At 48.2% G+C, this 23,874-nt stretch carries 15 protein-coding genes; 1 reads left to right on the top strand and 14 read right to left on the bottom strand.

Annotated features, from left to right (window positions below; all coding sequences use genetic code 11):
- Positions 1-53: 53 nt before the first annotated feature.
- From cysN to ACUVOF_RS13705, 3 genes are read right to left on the bottom strand one after another with little or no spacing between them, the layout of a single operon-like run.
- On the bottom strand, positions 54-1,958 hold the full coding sequence (gene cysN, locus ACUVOF_RS13715; RefSeq protein WP_447044900.1) for a sulfate adenylyltransferase subunit CysN: 1,905 nt from the start codon (positions 1,956-1,958) through the stop codon (positions 54-56).
- Positions 1,958-2,860 carry a sulfate adenylyltransferase subunit CysD gene (cysD, locus tag ACUVOF_RS13710; RefSeq protein WP_027958948.1) on the bottom strand — a complete coding sequence of 301 codons (903 nt, stop codon included), beginning with the start codon at positions 2,858-2,860 and terminating at the stop codon, positions 1,958-1,960. Before cysD ends, cysN begins: the two co-directional genes overlap by 1 nt.
- Positions 2,861-2,899: 39 nt before the next feature.
- Entirely contained in the window at positions 2,900-3,670 is a 771-nt protein-coding gene (locus ACUVOF_RS13705; protein WP_447044899.1) for a helix-turn-helix domain-containing protein, read from the bottom strand.
- Between the two features lie 139 nt (positions 3,671-3,809).
- Here ACUVOF_RS13705 and ACUVOF_RS13700 point away from each other — a divergent pair, with 139 nt between their 5' ends.
- Positions 3,810-5,537 (top strand): SLC13 family permease, encoded by a 1,728-nt coding sequence (locus ACUVOF_RS13700; protein ID WP_447044898.1) that lies wholly within the window; start codon positions 3,810-3,812, stop codon positions 5,535-5,537.
- Positions 5,538-5,599: 62 nt separating this feature from the next.
- Here ACUVOF_RS13700 and ACUVOF_RS13695 read toward each other — a convergent pair whose 3' ends face one another.
- From ACUVOF_RS13695 to ACUVOF_RS13645, 11 genes are all read right to left on the bottom strand, one after another.
- A complete protein-coding gene (locus ACUVOF_RS13695) occupies positions 5,600-6,115 on the bottom strand; it encodes an NUDIX hydrolase (protein WP_447044897.1) in 516 nt (171 codons plus the stop codon).
- Positions 6,115-7,083: a hypothetical protein gene (locus tag ACUVOF_RS13690; protein WP_447044896.1), complete on the bottom strand. Its 969-nt coding sequence runs from the start codon at positions 7,081-7,083 to the stop codon at positions 6,115-6,117. The genes ACUVOF_RS13695 and ACUVOF_RS13690 overlap by 1 nt, the downstream gene beginning before the upstream one ends.
- A 69-nt stretch (positions 7,084-7,152) precedes the next feature.
- Positions 7,153-8,490: a phosphoglucosamine mutase gene (gene glmM / locus ACUVOF_RS13685; RefSeq protein ID WP_447044895.1), complete on the bottom strand. Its 1,338-nt coding sequence runs from the start codon at positions 8,488-8,490 to the stop codon at positions 7,153-7,155.
- A 46-nt stretch (positions 8,491-8,536) separates the two neighbouring features.
- Positions 8,537-9,988: a glycosyltransferase family 2 protein gene (locus ACUVOF_RS13680; RefSeq protein WP_447044894.1), complete on the bottom strand. Its 1,452-nt coding sequence runs from the start codon at positions 9,986-9,988 to the stop codon at positions 8,537-8,539.
- 37 nt (positions 9,989-10,025) lie between these two features.
- On the bottom strand, positions 10,026-10,274 hold the full coding sequence (locus ACUVOF_RS13675) for a hypothetical protein (RefSeq protein ID WP_447044893.1): 249 nt from the start codon (positions 10,272-10,274) through the stop codon (positions 10,026-10,028).
- Positions 10,275-10,481: 207 nt separating this feature from the next.
- Entirely contained in the window at positions 10,482-12,335 is a 1,854-nt protein-coding gene (glmS, locus tag ACUVOF_RS13670; protein WP_447044892.1) for a glutamine--fructose-6-phosphate transaminase (isomerizing), read from the bottom strand.
- Positions 12,336-12,427: 92 nt separating this feature from the next.
- Complete coding sequence (locus tag ACUVOF_RS13665; protein ID WP_447044891.1) at positions 12,428-14,680, bottom strand: heparinase II/III family protein; 2,253 nt, start codon at positions 14,678-14,680, stop codon at positions 12,428-12,430.
- 24 nt (positions 14,681-14,704) lie between these two features.
- A complete protein-coding gene (locus ACUVOF_RS13660; protein ID WP_447044890.1) occupies positions 14,705-15,445 on the bottom strand; it encodes a sulfotransferase family protein in 741 nt (246 codons plus the stop codon).
- Positions 15,446-15,460: 15 nt separating this feature from the next.
- Entirely contained in the window at positions 15,461-16,348 is an 888-nt protein-coding gene (locus ACUVOF_RS13655; RefSeq protein ID WP_447044889.1) for a sulfotransferase domain-containing protein, read from the bottom strand.
- Positions 16,338-18,593 (bottom strand): DUF6270 domain-containing protein, encoded by a 2,256-nt coding sequence (locus ACUVOF_RS13650; RefSeq protein WP_447044888.1) that lies wholly within the window; start codon positions 18,591-18,593, stop codon positions 16,338-16,340. The genes ACUVOF_RS13655 and ACUVOF_RS13650 overlap by 11 nt, the downstream gene beginning before the upstream one ends.
- Complete coding sequence (locus ACUVOF_RS13645; RefSeq protein WP_447044887.1) at positions 18,586-23,820, bottom strand: glycosyltransferase; 5,235 nt, start codon at positions 23,818-23,820, stop codon at positions 18,586-18,588. Before ACUVOF_RS13645 ends, ACUVOF_RS13650 begins: the two co-directional genes overlap by 8 nt.
- Positions 23,821-23,874 lie beyond the last annotated feature (54 nt).

The raw sequence follows: 23,874 nt of genomic DNA, 5'->3' as shown, positions 1-23,874 counted from the left end.
ACTGCCAAGTAGAGGCCAATTTCGCCACTACCTGACAGCCAGAGCCTTCTAAATCAGCTGATCATTCCACGTTCACGGAGTGCTGCAATAACAACGTCAGCCGCTGCTTCCGCATCCATTTCGGATGTTTTCAGGTGTACATCCGGCGCTTCAGGGGATTCATAGGCGGAATCAATTCCGGTGAAGTTTTTAAGCTCCCCGCGGCGAGCCTTTTTATAAAGCCCTTTCGGGTCACGCGCCTCAACGACATCCAGCGGTGCATCGACAAAAATCTCGACGAACTCGCCTTCCTGCAACAGATCCCGCGCTAACTGACGCTCGCTGCGGAACGGCGAGATAAACGCCGACATCACGATCAACCCGGCATCCACCATTAGCTTGGCGGTTTCCGCTACGCGGCGAACGTTTTCAACGCGGTCAGCATCGGTAAAGCCTAAATCACGGTTCAAGCCATGGCGCACATTATCGCCATCCAACAGGTAGGTATGCTGGCCATGGGCAAAGAGCTTTTTCTCGACCAGGTTAGCAATGGTCGATTTACCCGCCCCGGAAAGCCCAGTGAACCACAGCACGGCCGGTTTCTGGCCTTTCGCCAACGCCCGTGCCTGCTTATCGATATCCACATGTTGCATGTGAATATTCTGGCTACGCCGTAAGGCGAAGTGCAGCATGCCTGCACCAACCGTATTGTTGGTCATACGGTCGATCAGAATAAACCCACCGGTATCGTGGTTATCTTTATAAGCATCGAAGGCAACTGCCCGATTAAGGCTCAGAGTACAAATGCCGATACCGTTCAGGTCAAGCTGCTTACTCGCTGTATGCTCCAGAGTATTCACGTTGACCTGATACTTGATATCCGTCACGGTCGCCGACACCGTTTGGGTACCCAGTTTCATCAGGTACGGGCGCCCCGGTAACAGCGGCGCTTCGTGCATCCATACCAGAGTGGTCTCAAACTGGTCGGCAGTGTGGGCTGGCTGGTCTACACCGGAAATCACATCGCCACGGGAAATATCGATTTCATCTTCCAGTAGCAGCGTAATCGACTGCCCGGCAACGGCCTCTTCAAGGTCACCATCGAGGATATAAATTCGCGAGACAGTGCTGGTGTTGCCAGAAGGCTGAACGCGGATTTGATCACCTGGGCGTACCACACCGCTTGCCACCATACCGGTAAAACCCCGGAAATCCAGGTTGGGGCGATTGACCCACTGCACGGGCATGCGGAAGGGGGAGCGCTGAAGGTGTTCGGCATCTAGCTCGACCGTTTCCAGGTAACCCAGCAGCGTTGTGCCGTGGTACCAAGGCATCCTGGCACTGTGCTCAATGACGTTATCGCCTTTCAGTGCCGACATGGGAATGAAGGTGATGTTCTCCAGCCCCAGTTGCTTGGCGAAGGCACGGTACTCTTCAACGATCTGATCGAAACGCGCTTTGGAGTAGTCGACCAAGTCCATCTTGTTAATGGCCACTACCAAGTGACGCATGCCCATCAACGACATCAAAAAGCTATGGCGACGGGTTTGCGTCAAAATGCCGTGGCGCGCATCGACCATCAAAATAGCCGCATCGGCCGTGGAAGCCCCCGTGACCATGTTACGGGTGTATTGCTCGTGCCCTGGGGTATCCGCCACGATGAACTTGCGCTTCTCGGTTGAGAAGAAACGATACGCTACATCAATGGTAATGCCCTGCTCGCGCTCAGCGGCCAAGCCATCTACCAGCAGGGCAAAATCCATCTCGCCGCCCTGGGTGCCGTATTTTTTTGAGTCGGCTTCAATGGCCGCCAACTGATCTTCAAACAGCAACTTAGATTCAAACAGCAAACGACCAATTAAGGTACTTTTGCCGTCGTCCACGCTGCCGCAGGTAATAAAGCGCAGCAAGCCCTTATGCTCGTGGGCTTTCAGGTAGCCTTCGATATCGTCAGCAATCAGGTCAGATGAGTGAGACATTAAAAGTACCCCTCTTGCTTCTTCTTCTCCATGGAGGCCGCGCTATCGCTATCAATCACCCGGCCCTGGCGTTCCGATGTTTTGGTTAACAGCATTTCTTGAATAATGGCAGGCAAGGTATCGGCTTCTGATTCAACCGCACCGGTAAGCGGGTAACACCCCAATGTGCGAAAACGTACTTTACGCATCATGGGTACTTCACCCGGCTCTAACGGCATGCGCTCGTCGTCCACCATGATTAGCGCACCATCGCGCTCCACTACCGGCCGCTCAGCGGCGTAGTAAAGCGGCACAATCGGAATATTCTGCAAGTAGATGTACTGCCATATATCCAACTCGGTCCAGTTGGATATCGGAAACACACGAATCGACTCTTTTCCGTTCTTGCGGGTGTTATACAGCTTCCATAGTTCAGGGCGCTGGTTTTTCGGGTCCCAGCGGTGCTGTGCGGTACGGAACGAAAAAATACGCTCCTTAGCACGTGATTTCTCCTCATCACGCCGGGCGCCGCCAAAAGCCGCATCAAAGCCGTACTTATCCAGCGCCTGCTTCAAGCCTTCGGTCTTCATTATATCGGTATGAATCGCCGAGCCATGGGTAAACGGATTGATGTCCTTCTCGACGCCTTCCGGGTTGATATGCACCAGCAGATCCATACCGATCTCTTCCGCCATATTGTCGCGAAATTCATACATGGCCCGGAACTTCCAGCGCGTATCAACGTGCAACAACGGAAACGGCGGTGGCGAAGGCGCAAAGGCCTTACGCGCCAAGTGCAGCATGACCGCAGAATCTTTACCGACGGAATAAAGCATGACCGGGTTTTCAGTCTCGGCGACCACTTCGCGCATGATCTGAATGCTTTCCGCTTCCAGGCGCTGTAAATGGGTGAGTGATGTCATCATCGATCCCAACGTTATGTGTAAGTGTGTGCTCAAGTGCTAGGAAGCCAACCCTATATCGGCAGGTACCGGCACCAACCAGAACATCGTATGCTGCGCCAGCCAAGTCGTTACTTCCGGGCTGGCTGATAACCAAGCGCCATGAAACACCAAGGCGACTTGCCTCTTACTAACGAGCGCCTGCATCGCGGCTAGGTAATCATCCGCTACGGGCGGCCGGTTAAAACAGCGCATCCACAGCCGGCCACGCGGGCCATGCAAGTAGAGTTGATAAACCGGCCGGCGAAAATGTGCCAAACGGCGCACACCACCCTGCCAACGCTGGTCAGCCTCTTCCAGCTTGGCAAATAACGGCGCAACGGCTTGCCGATACCACCGCCCTCGCTGCGAACGCTGCTTAGCCAACGCACTTAATGGCCACGGTTCATGCTTCAAGCCTTCGCTTTCCCACCAGTGTTCAATGCCGCGTTGGGTGAGCTCAACGCCGTACTCATCGTGTAACAACGCAGCAAGGTCGGCGCTGCTCCAGCCTGGCTGTTCAGCGGGGGGCGGGGCATAAAGTGCCTGCCACAATCGCTGCTGAATAGCCGTATCAAGCACATTGGCCTGGCCCTTCAGGCGGCCGCGGGGGCGCACCGGTACAGCCGCCCACCCCCCTTCACGAAACGCCTTCCAGGCAGCCGAAACGGTCGGGGCGGAAAGCCCGGTTTGCTGGCTAGCCAAAGCGACCGTTACACCATCCAAGCGTAGCTTTACGGCTTGTACACGGCGCTCATTGAGCTTTTCAGGCGATAAATGTTTAGTACTCAAATTAATACACAACCATATGTATTTAAAGCAATTTTAATAAATAAAAACACAGCCAATATGCAAACATTAGACACCATCATAAAAGCCTGCGTAAAATCCAGCAAGTAAACCGTGTCATTAACATAAGCAAGGACCCTTCATGACCCCCTGGGCCGTTCTGTTTTCCATTACGATATTGCTGGCGCTATTAATCAGTGGGCGTGCAAAGCCCGCCATCGCTTTTGTCACCTTGGCCGGAATGTTCTTGCTGTTAGGTTTTGTCGACACATCAACCCTGCTCGCCCAATACACCAATCCGGCGCTCGCAACGCTGCTGCTCTTGCTATTGGTCTCACTGGCACTTGAACGTTCACCGCTGCTGGATTGGCTCTCGCGCCACTTGTTAGAGGGCCACCCAAGGCTTGCGACGGCACGCTTAATGGGTAGCACCGCAGTACTTTCCGCGTTCTTAAATAACACCGCCGTGGTCGCCGCCTTTTTAGGTGCCATTTCGCGCCAACAACGTATCGCGCCCTCACGGCTGCTAATTCCGCTCTCTTACGCCTCTATCCTGGGCGGCATTACCACGCTGGTGGGTACTTCCACCAACTTGGTGGTGAATTCGTTTAATTTAAGTGCCAGCGGCAGCGAGCTGGGCATGTTCCAGTTCAGTTTGGTGGGCGTCCCAGTCGCGCTGACAACGCTGTGCGTACTAATGTGGCGTGCTAACGCCCTGCCTCATCACCAGCTGGAAAATACCGATGAAAAGCTCTCTTACTTTCTGGCGGCCGACCTGGAATCCGACTCGCCCATGATCGGCAAAACGATCGAAGAGAACGGCCTGCGTAGCCTGGATGGCCTCTATTTACTGGAAATAGAACGTCAAGGGAGGTTAATCAGCCCAGTTGCGCCGGACGAGCAACTTTTGGCTAATGACACACTGGTATTCACAGGAGAAGTGGGCAAAGTGCAAGCGCTGCAGCGATTTCCGGGGCTGCAACTATTCGGTCATCAGGCCAATAACCTGCTGGCGACCAACTTGGTAGAGGTGGTGATTTCCCACGAATCCGAGCTTTCAGGTAAAACCCTGCAGGATGTGGATTTTCGTAGTATGTTCAGTGCAGGGGTGGTGGGCATAAGGCGGGGGGAGAAACGTTTGGAGGGGCAGTTGGGGAAAATCCCGCTTCGCGTGGGGGATTGCCTGCTGTTAGCGGTCAGTGCTGATTTTCGGCAGCACCGCAATCTAGACCGCAACTTTCACTTACTGAGTGGCAGTTTTACCAGGCCGCAGTTGAGTCACAAAGAGAGCCTATTCACTGTTGGCGGGTTTGCAGCGGTTATTGTGTTGGCCACCGCCAATGTGCTGCCACTGTTCCATGGGCTGCTGATGCTGCTGGGCGGGCTACTGCTGATGAAGGTCATCAGCCTGGCGGAACTGCGTCGCCGTTTTCCCTTTGAATTATGGCTGATTATTGGTTCGGCGCTAGCCATTGCCCAAGCGCTAGAAAATTCAGGGGCGGCGGGCTTGCTTGCAAGCGGCATGCAGGGCCTGTTTAGCGGCTACGGTATTTATGCCGCGTTTGTGGGCTGTTATTTACTGACGCTGCTGCTCACGGAAACCGTGACCAACAACGCCGCCGCCGCATTGGCCTTTCCGATTGCGTGGAGCACCGCCAACGCCTTTGGCGCAGACCCGTTACCGTTTGTGATGGCCGTGGCTTACGGTGCCAGCGCCTGCTTTTTGATTCCGTTCGGCTACCAAACCCACCTAATGGTGTATTCGCCCGGCCGCTACCGCATCACTGACTTTTTAAAAATTGGCCTGCCGGTCAGCATGACTTATTCAGCGGCGGTACTGCTGATTACGCCGTGGGTGTTTCCGTTTTAATATTGATGTGAATAAAGATTCATTTAATAAACGTTACGGCAAACTATCAAGGCGCTTTTGCTTCAGTGAAGAGCAGCCCAGTAAAAGCTTAACGCCGCAAGAGTGAAGCTATCTTCAAGCTTTCCCTGGGCAAGCTGGAGGGGCAATAACTCCAACGGTATCTTAACAATACGCTCCGCCTCCTGATCCCGTTGCACTGGCATTGTACCTGCGGGTAGCTCCGCCATATAAATATCAACACAAGATGAAAGGATCGCGGTATTGGGGCGCATTTTACCTAACCTCGTTAGTTGCGTCTGCTGCGCGACTAATCCCGTTTCCTCTTGAAGCTCGCGCAGCGCGCAATCCAGCGATGTTTCTGAGGCTTCGCCATATCCGCGAGGAATCTCCCAGGTAATCGCCCCTTGCTGGGCGGGTCTGCGCATCTCCAACAGCCACACCGTATCTCCTACCAGTGGTAGTACAGCCGCCCCGGCATGTGCCCCTGGCTCATCCACATAGTGGAAGGAACCGTTACGCAACACACGAAACCAAGGGTTCTGATACTCAATATGAACATCTACAGGGTTTGTAGGCACTATTTCAACTCCACGCCCATGAAGCGCGTTAGCTTAGGATAAAGACCAAACCAATTGCGCCGCTCACACCAGGAAATACCGCGTGCCTTGGCTTTCTCTTCAGCGTACTCCAAGGCTTTATCGGCAATAATGCTGGCCAGTTCTTCGCTACCCAAGGTAGAGATAAAGCTAAAGAGATCATAGCCTGCTTTCAGCGTTGCCAACTCTTCCCGTCGGCTGCCAATAGAAATGCCAGTATTCAACAACCATTGGGGTAAATGAGACAGCAAAGCGATGCGATCCATCACAAAGGCCTCTCCCTCACCAACAAACAAACCGTTGTAACTGGCGTCTATGACCTCTAAACGAAACTGGTCCCGCTGAATAGCAGGTATCTCCAATGTGCTGAGCGTCAAGTACCAATCAGAACGCGACCCCAACGGCTTGCCGCTTTGCTCCACCAGCGCCAGAGTTTGCTGATGAACGCTACGCTGGTCTTCAGCCGCTTCCAAGTGAGAAGCACTTTCTAACCGTAGGCGTATTTGTTCACTCAATGCCCCCGGCTTCTTCTCAAGCGAAACGATTGAGGGCTGATAGCTTTCTAATATCTCACCCGCTTGCTCTAACTGCGTTTTAATCTGAGAGGCCTGGTCGGAGGTTAGCCTGCCTTTGCTTATCCCCCCAAGCTGAGATACCACATAGTTATCGTCCAAATCCTCAAAATAGTTGACCAGGGAAAGCCCTTGCTCAAGGTTGAACCCCCGAATCATCAGCTTGCTCTCATTATGCTCATCGCGCTTAAACCAACGCTGAACATTACCGGAGGCAAGCATGGAGACAATCATCGGGTTATCAATCAGTAAATTAGGCGAGAGCACCACGCCATCGGCAAATAGGACCCCTGCCATAAAACGTGCACTTACTTCCTGTTTATTCAGTTGGCGTACTGAATCGCAGTTCGCCAGGAAAAGCTTCTCTTTTAAAATCAAAGTTTTATTCCTACCAACAAAAAAGCCAGCCGACCGGCTAGCTTTTTGTTAACAATAGTCCATCATCTTTTATGCAAGAGAAGCGGCGATCTTATCAGCTGATCGCCTTGCCTGATCTGCATCCACCGCCTCTACCATCACACGAATGAGGGGCTCAGTACCGGATTTACGCAGCAGCACACGGCCATTTATACCCAATGCCATTTCCACTTCTGTAACCGCTGCCTTCACCTGCTCGCTTTCCAGTGGATCTTTACCGGGTACCGCAGTGTAACGCACATTGATTAACGTTTGCGGCAGCTTCTGCATACCTTGCTTGGCATCGAACAGCGTAGCCCGCTTCTGTAAAAGACAAGTAAGCACACGAAGGGAGGCAATAATCGCATCGCCTGTAGAGGCGTGGTCCAAGCTTAACAGGTGCCCAGAACCCTCCCCACCCAGGCGCCAGCCTGTTGCCTTAAGCTGCTCCATCACATACCGGTCGCCTACCTTGGCGCGCTTGAATGGAATACTCAGGGAAGCCAGGGCCTGCTCTAACCCCAAGTTGCTCATCTGGGTACCGACTACTCCGCCGGTATAGCCGGATGCTTTGGCATCTTTCGCCAGTAGATAGAGTAATTCATCACCATCAACCACAGCACCAGTATGATCGACCATCATTAAGCGATCAGCATCACCGTCTAAGCCAATACCCATATCTGCGTGATGCTCGATTACAGCAGCACGCAAGCTTTCCATCGAGGTCGCGCCACACTCCGCGTTAATATTTACGCCGTTGGGCTGATCGTGAATGCTCACTACACTAGCGCCTAACTCACGATAGACGGCGGGAGCCACTTTATAGGCAGCCCCGTTAGCGCTATCGACGACTATTTTCAGGCCACTCAGGCTTAAACTGCTGGGCAAGTTGGCTTTGCAATATTCAATGTAGCGGCCTGCTGCATCATCAACCCGGCGCGCTTTACCTAACTGCTCTGAGCTAACGCAGGTCATCCCGCCTTCTATCGCGGCATGCAGTAGCCGCTCTATCTCTTGCTCCTGCGCATCGGTGAGCTTATAACCGCCCTGGCAGAAAATTTTGATGCCGTTATCGTAAAACGGATTATGGGAGGCACTGATAACGACCCCCGCATCGGCGCGGAAAGTAGAAGTCAAATAGGCAACAGCAGGCGTGGGCAGCGGCCCTACCAGCGCAATATTAACGCCTGCGGCTGAAAACCCAGCCTCAAGTGCGGATTCAAGCATATAGCCACTGGCACGGGTATCTTTACCGATGATGACCTCTTTGACGCCTTCAGCGCCTAATACTTGGCCAGCTGCCCAGCCGAGTTTCATAGCAAAGTCAGGTGTCATGGGAAACTCACCCACCAACCCACGAACACCATCGGTACCAAAATATTTGCGCATTAATCAAACCCACCAACTCTAATACATTAACTTGCCTACCGGGTGTTTAAACACCGTTACCCAGTAGTGCCCGAATATCCGCAGCGGGAACATTGATAGCGTCAGGAGCTGGAAACGCGCGCGGTGCTGTCAGGGGAGACAAACAAAGCGGCTTCCCTTCACGCAACTGGTGAATATGCCAATCGCTCCAAGCCTCCCAATACGCTAGTCGTATCGGAGAAACCGCATTCACCGCGTGTCCGGTGTCTTTTGCCGTCATCAGTGAATCATCCCGATGGGCACCGAATGCTAGTGGCTCAACCAGGCGTTTAACTGCCCTTTTGCCAAAAAACAGCTTGATGCGAGCTAAAAACTCGCTATCGGCACCGGTGCGCACCAAATCCCAGCTTCCCATGCGCTCAATGACTGCCCGTCGAAACAACGGTGATGAAGGGTTCAAACGGGTAAAAGGGGCCGCTTGGCGGACAAAGTAAGCGCCGCTATCGCTCAAGCGCACCCATTGCGATGTGGTGGCCATAATCGAAGGGGTTTTAAGCATAGGCGCCAACTGGCGGCTAATTTTTTCCGGATGCGACCAGTCATCCGAGTCATGGCAGGTAATGAACTCGCCATGAGCCCGCTGGTAACCATAGGTTTTGGCAACGTAAGTACCCGCGTTTTTGGGCAACTGATAGCATCTAACCCGCGCATCTCGCTCTGCGCACTCCAAGAGCCTATCGAAGGTGCTGTCGGGGCTGGCATCATCCACAACGATGATTTCAAGGTTGCAGTGCTGCTGGGCCAGCAACGAATGAATCGCACGTACCGCCCGCGCTCCTGAACAGTAAGTGGTCATTAACACACTGACTAAAGGCCCTGAATTCGTTACCGCGTCAACGGCTTCATTAGCTGACGATAAATTCATCACCCCCAGCGGCGCGCCTTCATTAACCGGCACTACCGCTGATAGCCCATGGCTTGCCAAAAAGCGATTCATTGCCTCGCACTGTTGACGCGGCGTGTGGGCATTTAGATTACTTTCAATAAGAATAGCTTCAGGCGTGGGCTTGTTAACTACGCTGTTATAGGCCGTCAATCGCTCCTGTGCTAATGAAACGTTGCCTAAACGCATGGCTAGCGCCGTAGGCAAAAACGAAGAAGCCGGCAATGTAGCATGGCCACAAAGCGATTCAGCCAATGGTGGCGAGAAGGCAGCCACTGCTTGAATAAATGCTGGAATCCGCTTCCCTAGCTGACCGCTTTCCAACAACGCAAGCGCCTGCTTTTCTGCTTGCTGGCTTTCTCCTAACGCCGCTAGTGAAGCAATCCGTGCAAATTGCGCATTGATATTGGTTGGATACGATGGAAGACTTACAACCTGTGCGTACATGCCCAACCGATAATACGACCAGACACCCGCCGCTGATTCAGTAAACCGCTGACCACCTTTTGCCAAGGCCAATGCATGCTGACCAGCCCATTGACGCAGCCGTGCTTCTCCCATTGGTAACCAATACATCCCTACTCCTAGTCGCTACTTGCCTCACTGAAAGCAGCTATTTTGGCTGCTGTGAGGGTAATGAAAAATCTAAGGCCAGGGCATGCCCGCTACCCTTTTCGGCTTGGCTAAGCGTTATGCCGGAAGTGTTTTCCAATTGCGTTATCTGTCTTTTTAAACGGTCATTTTCTTCTAACAACTGGCTTAGCTGCTCGGCCATCTCACCGCGTTCAACTGCGTAATGTTCCACTAAGGCTTGTAGCCGGGCTTCAAGCGCGGCTATGGATTCCTGCTCTGCTATTGGCATGGTTTCTCCCTTCTGGTCTGGCCCATAGGGGCCTTATTTTTGTGCTTTACGCCTCCTGCGTTACCACCAGCCATTTCGACAATGGCTATTTACTACTCCTGTCATGCTCTCGTAAAAAGGGGCCAAAAGGCCCCTTAAAATAATCTTACCAGATGGTGAGTAGCGGTGTTACGAATCGTAGTTCGTAATTTACGCCCTGCCCTGACACTACTCTACCGTCACACTCTTAGCCAAGTTGCGAGGCTTATCCACGTCAGTGCCTTTTACCAAGGCCACGTGGTAGGAAAGCAACTGGAGGGCTACCACATGCAATACCGGCGACAGCAGCCCGTAATGTTCGGGCATTTGTAAAACATGTACTCCGTCGGAGGGTTTCACCGCACTGCCGCCATCGGCAAACACATACAGCTGGCCGCCACGGGCGCTGACTTCTTGCATGTTGGCTTTGAGCTTTTCCAGCATTTCGTCGTTGGGGGCCACCACCACGACCGGCATCTGTGCATCCACCAATGCCAAGGGGCCATGCTTTAACTCACCTGCCGGGTAGGCTTCGGCATGAATGTAAGAAATTTCTTTAAGCTTAAGCGCGCCTTCCAACGCAATCGGGTAATGCCGCCCACGGCCTAAAAACAGCGCATGGTGTTTATTGGCGAAGTGATTCGACCACGCTTGAATGCTCGGCTCTAACGACAACACTTTATCCACCGCGATGGGCAAGTGGCGCAGCTCATCCAGGTAGGCCTTTTCATCATCTTCGCTTAAGCGTTGGTTGGCTTTCGCCAGCAGCAGTGTCAACAAGAACAGCGCACTGAGCTGGGTGGTAAACGCTTTGGTCGACGCCACCCCAATTTCGGGGCCGGCACGGGTAATAAAGCGCAGCGCGGTTTCACGCACAATGGCGGATTCCGGTACGTTGCAGATTGCTAAGGTATAGGTATGCCCTTGCGCCTTGGCGTGGTGCAGCGCGGCCAGGGTGTCGGCGGTTTCGCCGGATTGGGAAATAACCACCACTAACTGCTTAGGATTCGGCACGCTTTGGCGGTAGCGGTACTCGCTGGCAATTTCGACGTTGCAGGCAATGCCTGCCACTTGCTCGATCCAGTACTTAGCGGTCATGCCTGCATAACTGGAGGTGCCGCAGGCAATAATCAGCACGGAATCGACCTGGGGGAAGATATCGGCCGCCTCGGCGCCAAAGATACCGGGCTGCAGTACCCCTGCCCCGCTAATCATTTCCAGCGTATTGCTTAGCGCCTGGGGCTGCTCGAAGATTTCTTTCTGCATGTAGTGGCTGTAATCACCCAGCTCTACCGCATTAGGGCTCAGGCTAGACGTAATCACTTGGCGCTGCGCAGGCTGGCCTAACCGATCGACCAAGGTAATCGACTCCCGCGACAAACGGGCGATATCACCGTTTTCGAGGTACATCATGCGCTTGGTTACCGAGAGTAGCGCCGAGGCATCCGAGGCGGCGTAGTGGCCATCTTCGGCAACACCCAGCATCAGCGGCGAGCCCTCGCGGGCCACCACGACGCACTCGGGTTCTTCTTCACTGATCACCGCCAGCGCAAAAGCGCCTTTTAAATGCCCCACGGCACACTGCACGGCGGAAAACAGGTTTTCCGCCGGTTCGCCAATTTGGCCTTTAAAGCAGGCTTGAATCAGGTGGGCAATGGTTTCGGTGTCGGTGTCGGAGGTAAATGCATACCCCAACCCTTGTAGCTGTTCGCGCAGCGCTTCGTAGTTTTCAATAATGCCGTTATGCACGACCGCCAAACCAGCGGAGATATGGGGATGAGCATTGCGCTCGGCGGGCACGCCGTGGGTCGCCCAGCGGGTATGAGCAATACCGACCCGGCCGTTAATGCCTTCTTGCGCGACCTTCGCAGCCAGTTCAGCAACACGCCCCTTGGAACGTGCGCGCTGCAAGCCGCTCACCCCATCGCTTGCTAACAGCGCCAACCCCGCCGAATCGTAGCCGCGATACTCCAATGTTGCTAACCCTTCGAGTAGAAAGGGAGTGCTATCCTTTGCGCTAACCGCGCCGACAATGCCGCACATATTAATTCCGTTATTAACGTCTAGATATGTTCAATGAAAATAAGAAAATGATAACTACATTTCTTATTCAACCAAAAGGCAACTCACACACCTCATTCCAAACCGACAACAAAAGTTAAGGGCTTTTCATGCTTCTGCGCAATCGCTTCACATAGGCTTTTGCACTTAGGTGCCAAACTATTTGCCACCCAAACCCCCCGCCCCTTATTCATCCGCTTTAAGAGCTGAGGCAACGTCAAGAGCAATATTTTTTCAAACTCATCTTCATCAAAGCCTTTTCCTGTAACCACTAATAAATCGACACATGCAATTCCATTCAAAGCGCTATCATCAATAGTAACAGGAGTTAACCTTGATAGATTTAATGGAGAATAGATTACCCAAGGAGAAAGCTGATGGATCTTTAAACTATCTTGAGCTTCGGAGCCCTGCTGGGGAGTATTGATCAGTACATTAACTCCCCCTAATTTCTTATCTCGATGTAATTGAGCCAATTCACTGCCAGACGAATGATCCCCTAGCATTACAGAGTTGCGGATTGGGTTTTCCGAATCGTGCAAGCCTGATAACAAAGAAGAAAATGATTTTACGTTAGGTAAAGCAGGCTCCGCTAAAGGCGCAACATGCTCATTAGCCATTACAAACGTGAATTTAGTCACCACATCCAGATGCTGATGATTCTTAAAAAGCACCCTCAACGATTGGCTGGGTTCAACCTTGTTGGCTTTGTAAGAGATACAGCTTAAAACCTTATCGCCTTTCTTGCCTTTTACAACAGAAATGCCATCTGGTGAGGCCCCACCAAAAGATATCAAAAGCTTATTGCCTGATTTGCTAGTGACAGTCACCTCGTAGCCTTCAATAGAAATAGCTTTGTCCTTCGGAAAATGCCATTGAAGAGTAATATTTTTCGCTTGACCTTCAACATCACTTACTTTATCAGCTATTTTGATAATTTTAGTCTGAGAGTCAAATTGCAAACGCCTCTGATGAGTCACCGGGGGCATTACATCCAGCTGCATACACACGTAAGGAAAACTATTTAGCTCTGAATAGCTTTCAACATTCCAAGCGTTTAATCTGTGTTCGAATTCATCAGCATAACGTGCATTTGAAACAATGGGCACATTATGCCCAGGGCGGCCACGCATATACTTTCTAACAGGATCATTATTAATATAGTTGTATAAACCTGAATCAATCAACCAATCTTCACCGCCAGCATATATACTCACATGCCCTTCATCTTGCTGGTGATGGTACCGACTAGAGCAGCCTACTTTAGCTATGATATGAAAGGCTTTTGAGAAATGCTTAACATCTGGCCAACAATCTCTAAAAACCGCATAACCCGACTTGACATACACCTGATTATTTTTTGATGGCTTTAAGCCTTGCTTACCCTGACTAACTGCATATAGAAAATGCTGATACTCTAGCGTATGACCAAACATCTCACGATACGCATCAGAAGTAGGCAACTGCTCAGTATCACCAATTGGTGGCAAAGTGCCATCAGGGCGCAGAATTTGTGTAATAAAACCTAGCGCTTGAGCAGAAAACTTTTCAAACTGTTCAGCCAAATCACCTAACACGTTAATGGGGTAGTCCTTAATAATCCCTAAGAAAACCTTAAATACAAAAATATGGTAAGCGGGGCTATTTTCGACGTGAACGCCTTCAGTCGTAAAAGAAAAATCAAGCTCACTTTTGATGCGTTGAGCCGCAAGCTCTTGCCACGACTTTGCTGTTTTCCCTTTGAATATGGTACCTAGTAACAATAAAACACGCGCTTGTTCTAACCCATGGTTAGTATTTTCGGAATAAAAGCTATCTTCAGATAACCACTCACCATGCACCGTTAATGCCTTTTCGATATAATCTAAGAACTCTCTATTCTGTTTTGCCCATTGAGGTGCATATTCACGACAATAATAGGCAAATAAAGCTAGCTGCTCTGCGCGCAATGCAGTCGCGTGGTCGTGCCAGATAAATTCAAAAGAGTAGCTATCATCAGTACCTATATAGGTATCTAACCATGACACTATTCCATCTTTTGCAAACTGCAAAACATCATCATTACCTGTGGAGCGATGATACGCTATCAGATAAGATAAAAAGGAAAGCCAGTTCAAACGCCATTGCCAGCTACGATTGGAAAGTGGATCACTTTCCCAAATATGCCAACCATCAAGTTTTACGGGATCAAACGGAGCTAGTTGAAGTTGCCTATCTAAATATAGGTTATTGCCAAGTGCAGCATACTCTTCTGATAAACTCACCTTATCGATTTTAAGAAAAATACATTTACAAAGCTCGCTTTCAGCGTCCAACTTCAACTTCATATCATTTATCCAAAAATTAAAAAATCAATGACCGACAATTGACTTAGAGTATCCAAAATTTAAAAAATCTAATTTATAGCGTTCAACAACCCTACTTACTAGCTGTTGATTATAATATTTTTCGAGTTTTGAGCTTGCGTTCGTCACGCTGGGAGAAAAATCTTTTAGTGCCTCGTTACTATGTTCTCGAGTAGGCGACACAATACGAAGCATTTCATGAAGATCATTGTCAATATTTTCAACTTTCCCGATAAAATCCCAAGAATCGATCAGGTTATAAAAAATCTCATCGGTTTGTAGCCGCCAGTGTGAATCCTGCTCCATACTTTTTTGATCGCACACTATATTGATGAAATCATCAAAAGATAGATTATGATCAAATCTATTTTTGGTAAACCGTTTGATATTTCTGACACTAGGCGAGCTGGGCAATTCTTTGATTCGATGAAGATAGCAGGATAGCAATCTAGAAAATGGGTTTCTTACGAAGCTCACTTTTTTGATGGCAGGATCATTGAGCAAATTAAAAAACTGACTTTCTGGCAGTTGACTCGGCCAAACATGAGGCGACAGGTTTCTATTATTGACATCGATAACTTTTCGCTGCGTACCATATATCTCTAAGCTTTGAAGGTAAAACTTGACTGTACTACTAGCAGACTTACTGACCTGAAAATATATATACTTATTTTTCAGAGAGATATGGGTACCTAGATCCATCTCTCGAAAGGTTTTATTGCGACTGACATCGTCATATTTAATCATAAAAAAACCTTCATCTTAGTAACCAAAGCGCTTTATTACATTACTCAATCTTTCTTCGGTGTACGCCTTAGCCCAGTCATACTCTCGTCGCTTACCCATATAGATGTTTGTTATTGCATTCCCGCCCTTCTTAACGGCTTTTAATTCTGATTTAATAGAAGTTTTTTCTATAGAATTACGCAACTGATCTTCAGTGGCTTCCAGACCAATTAATTCTACAAGTTTCTTTAAGTTACGCAATGGAGAAGCAACAAAATTTTCATACTTAATTATTGTATCAAAGCTGGACTCATCTAGATTCGTAAAAAAATTTTCAATGTAAGCACAATTACGATAAAGATACTCTTTATCATCTAATGAAGGAGCTACATCATTCTTATACTCATCTTTTCTGAAAGTTCGAGATATCGCCACATCGACTGGGTTTCTTACTAACAAAGCTACTCTTTTATTAAGGCTATGATTAGAAATTTGCTGATGGTTTGCTAGGTGTGAAGAGTTACTAACTGTAGCTATTAAAGAGTCCTCAAAAACGCCACCTGAATGAAGCAAATAAACCGTATCCAAAAATTCGTGAGCTTCTTTGGGCGCCAAAGTCTCTAGGTGATTTTTAATTTTCTGAGGAAAATAAACTTCTCCACCGTTATAGAACCCAGGCAGCAATCCAAGCATTGCTTCAATCCAATGAGAACCGGCACTACCAGTATTAACCAAATAAAAGTGCATACAATTAAATTTGCTGCGCAACTTTGCTAAAGATTTTAATTGCTCAATATAACCATTTCTAGAAGAACACCCCCCTTGCTCAAGTCCTAACTTCACTGCTCGATGAATTTTATAAGCATTCCTACGGTGACTTTCTGCCCAAAAAATTTCTGGTTTTCCCAAATACTTATTTAACATTATTACCTCTAAAATCTAGTTCAAAACTTCTAACTAAGCGATTCGACTCAAATGATAAAATATTTGATCGAAATTCGAAAAGAGAAGATTTCAAAAACTCACTTTTACTCCTACCAACAACCATAATTTGATCAACAAAACATTCACAATCATATGATGAACGCACTCTACAAATGCTGTCATTGCCTAATATCAGATCGGCTTCGTAATCATTCAAAATTGAAACATTCAAATCAGGACTAAATAGTACTTTCTGTGAAACCGTGTATTGTTCTAACTCTTGCAGTTCACTATAAATAGAATCCTCCACTTTCAAAGTCTTATCTTTAAACAAGAAAGTTCTACGCATTATGGTTTTGTCGATGCGTGCATGCTCCATCTCCACACTAAAGCCTGACTCACTTGTTGAAAAGCCTAAAATCCTTGAACTCCCATCTGATAGTTTTTTATCTTTCCAAGCCACTCCATTAATCAGTAGCGTAGAATGATGCATTTCAGACTTTAGATTATTTAGTATTTCTCTTCCTCCAACACCTGAATAGCCGGGATCATCTACTATACTCAGACCATTAAAATCCAAACTAAAAGAAAATTCATCATTTTGTTTGTGACTATTAGAATGCCAATTACAAGTCGTAGCAAAGTGAAGTGGCACTCCATCAATCATCCCTCGGTAAAAAAAGAACCCATCTTTACAATAAGCCCCTAGCTCCTTGCTTCTATCACTTAATAAATTACACTCATTCTCTGAAGGTATACTATCAAAATAAACTGATTTTATAATATTTAAATTCGGCTTTCTCAACGTATCTCCTAAAGCAAAGTAATCGCCATTACTTCTTAAGGCAAATCCAAGAAATCTTTTCGTCTCAATTTTCAGCTTTTTAATAAAAGGTTGAAACTCTTTACCAAGACCTAACCTACTTAGCAAGTTATAAAACTCAACAGTATATAAAAGATTATGCTCTTGATAAGATACAGAATGCTCTTTGGTAACTCCATTTTTCGTCCACAATTTTTTAATTGTTTTTTCTGCTCTACTAATAACCAAATTCAAATCAACTAATGAAGATAACTTGGCATCATCAACTGCAATTTTAAGCAGTGCAATATCTGTCATCAAACCATGATTATGTCCATACCTATACATATGTTCAGACTGTAGCAACAGAATATCTTCTTTTAATATTCTGTTACACAATCCAACTCCTTTAGCGTCACTTACAGCCTCAAATTGCTTCTTGAAAATGCTCACATTTTCAAGTCTTAATGCTGCTGTATGATCACCTCTAATAGTAGACTGCCAATTATTTTTTTTATTCAGCTTGTAATGAAACCTGTAATAGTCATTCAGTATCATTTTAACTTCAGTAGTATCAAAGCCTCTTTTAACCCACCTCAAGCTTAGCAAATGATGCATCCACTGGTTATTGCCAACATAATTGTTTTTCCAATTTATGGGCAAGCTTAAATTAATCGTTTCAAAGAAACTATGCCTTACTGGATATTTTTTCTTAAAAGCAGCAATTAATTTCAACCTATTGTTCTGGTGCTCTTGAGCCTTCCTTATGTAATGAAATGGTGAGCACCCCCACCTATGGCTTTCATCTGCTATTAAAACTTCTTCTGGATATTCTAAAAAACTTATCTTAGGGTATAAGCCTTTTATTGTCTGGTAGTATGCTTCAAGCCTCTCATTCTCTTTCTTTATATCGCTTGCCGCATATCGCCCAACACCACAACCTATTTCTAGATTAGTTCTTTTGGCATAGTAAACTTTATTAACTACCAGCTTATGAATAAGACCTTCTTTTTCGAGCATCATGAAAAACTTCTTTAATCCTTGTTCCCACAACGCATACTTCATTGGGCTATTGGAATTTATTCTATCTATCGCCTGACCACTTGCTCGTTTATATTCACTTGATAAAGTACCAATAGAACCATGGCTCTTATACAAATTAAACCTTTCGTCTATCAAATCAACCAGAATTAAATCAACATCTTTCCCTTTTACCCTAACTTCTTCAAGCCAGCTTTTCTGCATGTCATGCTTGACCATACGACGCTGCCAACTTGAGTGGATATTATTTAAAACCTTTTGATCCTGAAAAGGTGCACCATTTAAAACAGCAAAGCTAGTTCTTGCAAAGTAACACTCCAATTGGAAGTGCTCGCCATTATCAAAAGTAATGGGGTCTCTAGATACACAGCTACCGATGATAATTATTTTAATCTTACTCATAAATTCCCACTAACTTTATAATTTCTCTAACTTTATCTTTAATATCAAAAGACGCAGAAGCGTTATTTTTTTTGTATTCCATTATAAAAGTTCCGCTTAAAATATTTTCAGATGCATTTTTAGAGTTTACAACCCCCCATTCTTTTGGATAAATTTCATCTGCTCCTTCCCATGGAAAGACTACTGGCATACAACCTGCTGCAGTACCCTCCGCAATGGCCAAATGAAAACTTTCATGGTCGCTAACCGACAATATATAATCAATTCCCGAGTACCACTCCGGCATATCGTTTCCCTGAGGATCAAAATATACAGCACCCTTTAAGCTTGGGTCATTCTCCAAACGTTTGTATTGCGCTTCATACCACGCCATTTCGTCTGGACGATTCTTCATCCACGGATAATCTTCTGGGCGCTTACCTTTCACACGCAGTGTGTACTCTTTGTCTTCCTTGCGTAGCTCTTTCAGTATGTCGAGCGCGCGATCAAACCGCTTACTTTGTGGCACAATACCGACAATGCCCAATACTTTGCCATTGATCGGCTTACGCGGTACGGCTTGCAGTGCCTCTACATCTACACCGTTGTAGATAACGACGCCGTTCTTTTCTAACACAGGATTTCGAGCAATCGCCTGCCTAAGCATGTGCGGACCAACGAAGATGACCGTATCGAATACCTCAAAAGGTACTTTGTCGAAGAGTGGGCTTCTCAATTCCTGGGCATGCAAACGCCCCACGAGTTTTTGGTCTTCGCGTTTATGCTTACCGTACCAAATAGCATTTCCCATCATCCATTCACAGAAAACGGTATCTGCCTGCCGTACTAAGCGCTTGCTAGCTGTTTCATTGTGCTGGTTATGCCCATGCCAGAAGTCCAGCAATAGACGCATACCCGCCTTTGTGAAAAAGGGGTAGAAAGGTTTGATAAATTTTAGATCATGCCCGGCAATGACGACTGTTTTAGACGATGCGACGTTCGGTGCATGTGCAAATTGTTTCGGTGGTTTTCGCAACGCTAGCGTTGGTATTTGGCGGTTAGATGTAGTTAGTTGCTCAATACTCTGCGACTGTTCGGTACGAACAAGCTGAAAATCGCTTTCGACCGTATCACTAACAAACGCTACACCGGCCCACTCCCCTTCTGCGAGGCTATCTCTCCTATCCAGCACAGCGCGCGCAAAAGGGGAGTATGTTGTTGTCCAAGCTAGGTCTTCGATATCTTCCGGCTCGGCATTTTCCAGGGTAGCCGCAACTGTGTATAGCCAATACTCATTGGCTTGCGCTTCTGCTTCGTTAGCATTGAGGCATTCAATGCCTAACGTGTGTAGGTAAGCTCTTGCTTTGTCACCCCAGGTCTCGGCGATTACCTTCGATGGCAGCACCGTTTGATTGCCTAAGCCTTGCGCTGCGGCCTCTGTTATCGATTCACTGTAGAGATTGATCTTCGGCAGTGAGGGTGCCACTACTCGCATACCCGCCGTACGCAGCATTTGGATCAAACGTGCTTGAGTAGTATGCGCACGCATGACGGCTCTTGCACCTTTCAAGGCGACCCGCCAGCGATAGGCATCATGGTGCAGTAGGTTTTCAAGCGATTGAGCTGCTTCTGACTCCAGCCGAACGACATGCCCAGCAGCTTCTAGGTATCGGTTCATGCCTAGCGCAGGGCCTGAAATAATAGGTGCACCACAAGCCGCCGCTTCTGTTACACGGCGTGAGAACATAGTAGGAGAATCAAGCACTGAGTTGACGTTAATTTGTACAGGGTGAGCCTTGTACGCCTCAATCATCTCCTCGTAGGTTAAGCTGCCAGCCACATAGCTGCCCAGACCACCTGGATACTTGTATGGAGACTCAGGATCATCATGCTGGCGATCATAAATGGTCAGCCCCAAGGGCGCCGCCGCACTCATGATCTTATCCATGTATTCGGTGCGCTCAGGATAGCGATTGCCGTAATAAGTGCCGCCATAGGCTGCGGTGTGCTGCCAAGGGCGTTTAGAAGGTAATAAGTTATGAATTTTAGGCGAAGCGTAGAAAGGACAACTGCTAACACTTTGCGTCAGCGCACCCGGCGTGGCCAAATAAGGAATGATTCTTCTGGAGTCCGTGGTGAACACATGGTCACACAAGGCTGCCGTCTTACGGAAGCGATCAAAATGAACAGGGTCTTCTTTATTCCAGAAGAGAGAAGGAATACCCTTTTCACGACAGTGCGCTAACAATGCACTGAGCGGAGCAAACTCTTCATCACTGTAATAGCCTACCTTACGGTGCCAAGCCCAGTCATTGCCCTTCCACGCTGACTCTACGAACATCGCATCGATAGGTTGATTGGCTAACTCCTGCTGCCAGTTATCTGGCGATAGCTTGATCACCTTCACGCCGCTGGCCAGCGTATCCGTGGTGAACTGGTCTGCAATCAAGCCTAGCGTAATTTGATCTAACGTTTTCGCTTGTTGTTGGTTGCTAATCGCTGGCTTTTTCCACAAACGTTGTAAGGCACGGTTATAGCTTTGCGTTACATAATGCCAAGTACGCTCTTGCTCGATCCAGCGCCGCGCCGCACTTCCAACCGCCTCCCGCAACGCAGGCTTTTGAATAAGCTTACTGAGTGTTTCTGTCAGGCTCTCTACATTGTCTTTTTTGAATAGCAAAGCGCGTTCATTATTGCCTGCCATAGTGAGATGTGGAGATACATTCGAAAGTACCACTGCTTTGCCCATCGCCATGGCTTCGAGTGGTTTCAAAGCCGATACCATTTCCGTTACGGCAGATGAAAGTCTTGGAACAGGCATGATATCCATACAAGAAAGGTAGCGCGGCACTTCATCAAACGGAATACGCCCAGTGAATCGGCACTGTTCTTCAATACCTAAAGACTTGGCTTTTGCCTTGACGGTGTCGATCACTTTACCGTCACCCACTAGCACAAAGATAAATGCTTGTTGCTGATGTTTCAGCTTAGCCATTGCTTCAAGCAGCAATTCCAGCCCCTCATAAGCTACTGCGCTGCCCGCATAGCCAATCACTGGAACATTAGGTGTTAACTTTAATGTTTCAGAAATGGCGCTATCGCGTTTTGAGGGGGTAAAAGTCTCAGCGTTGACCGCGTTGGGAATGACAACAATGTTTTCCTTGGACACACCCCAACTGGCTAGCTCACTTGAGAGCTCATCTGTGAGCGTTATCACTAAATCAGCTTCGCGAGCCGCTTGTTGCTCTAGCTCACGCATGAGATGAAATCGCTCTGAATTCGCCCACTCCGGCTGTGTAGAAGCCTGCGTGACTTCCCATAGACCACGAACTTCATAAACAAATGGTAAGCCCAACCGGCGCGCTGCCATTAACGCTGGCAAAGCCGTTATATGGTTGGATGCGGCAATAATGACTTCAGCACCGCTGGTTTGTGCTTCGCGAACGTAGTGGTCTGCAGCCTCTGCTAAATAGTAATCCAGAGGAGTTTTATTTAAATTCCATCCAGCTACTGCGGCATAAGTGACACCATCTACTTGTGCTTCGTGATAGCCTTTTGTTAACCCTTTTGCCCCGGCATCCCAGGGGAAACCTGGGCGTGTGGTGGCGCGCAATTTCCACCCTGCTTGTTGAAGCCCAACAGCGATGCCATGCGAGCGTGTTGAATAGCCGTTAGTGGCGTGAGGCACCGACTGATGTAAACAGTAAAGCGCATGTCGGCGACGCGTCATTAACCCAGCGTTTGGCTGCTTTGGTGGTAGGGGCCAGCCACCTTTTAATCGCTCTAGCCCTTCGATAAAACCTAAGAAATCGCGCTGTGATTTATCAAGCGAATTTCCAGCGTCACACAGTTGGCGAATTGTTTGAATGACACTGCTGATCTCGCCTTGTTTATAAAAACGCTGACTAGCTGCAGCAAAGCTACTAGCAGCCACTAGTGGCTTTTTCTGTGGTGCGTTAAGAGCACTTTTGGTGGCTTTCTGCTGATTGACTGCGCTCCCCTTCAGAAAAGGCACCATGCTTTTCACACTATTTGCAAGTGTAATGCGCTCTAAATTACCAAGATCGGTTTTAGTGGTTTTTTCAAGGCTTGCTTTAATGCTTTTCGATAAGCCATCAGCACCCTCAAGCTCTACATACGAAACATTGTCATGAGAAGGTACGACCGTTCTTAACGCGGGCAAGTCGCTCATTAACAACTGCTTGCCATGAGAAAGCGCTTCAACTGCTTTCATAGGTGGCACTAGCTCGCAAACTCGCAGTGGCTTACGAGGGATCACCACTAAATCGATCAGGGCATAATAATTAGCCACCTCTTCATGAGGTACACGCCCCGTTTGAATTAACCAGGGTTGTTTGCTATTTGATTTTTTGGTTTTGTGAGCCTGAGTAAGCGGCTGATGGTCACCCACTAAGAGTAGTTTGATTTTCTGCCCCTGCTGTATCAACGCTTCACAGGCCTCTAATAGGGTATCCAAGCCTTCATAAATACTGTGGCTACCAATGTAGCCCACTACCTTGTCACCTTCCTGAATGCCTAACTGCTTCTTCAACGCTGGGTCGGCAGGTGTAATGTTGGGTAGCTCGCTGACACCATTGGGTACTAGCTGGATATTCTCGCGCTTGATACCACGCTTCACTAGCTCTTCTTGCATAGGGGCGTTTAGCGTAAAGGTGGTTAACGCCTGCTTTGCAACAAATGTGTCGCGCTCCGCCTCTATTTGGCAGGTTTTGCTGCCTTCAAAGGCGGGGTCTTGTGCTGCGCGCGAAAGCTCCCAGAAGCCCCGAACCTCATTATAAAACGGCAGGCCCAAGCGCTTAGCAGCCACCCACGCGGGCAACCCTACAATCCAATTAGAGGCCGCCAATACCGCTGCAGGGCGGTACACGCTAAACAGCGTGATAAACTGCTGAACGCTAGCTTCCAAGTGAGTACGTTCATTGGTAGGCGCTTTGTCGTCTGGCCAGCGGCTATGAATGTATCTTATGCCATTAATAATGACTTCTGGCAGCGTATCGGTTTTTCCTTTCTGTAGTTCCCATGGTCTTCCAGGCCTAACAAAACAAAGTGTTTCAAACCCCTGATGATTAAGGGCTTTAGCAACACCTTGCGTGCGAATCGCATAGCCATTACTGGCATAGCTTTGGCCATGACTCACCACGTATGCTACTCGCTCTTTAATAGGCGTAATAAGTGCGTGGCTGGTTTGATCCGCTAAATGCGTGGCGTGTTGAAGAAGCTCGTCCATGGGGTTCCAAATAGATAAATGGTGAATGGTGAATGGTGAATGGTGAATGGTGAA

This window comes from Vreelandella sp. H-I2, assembly GCF_052959335.1.
This window is presented reverse-complemented; position numbering and strand designations above follow the sequence as displayed.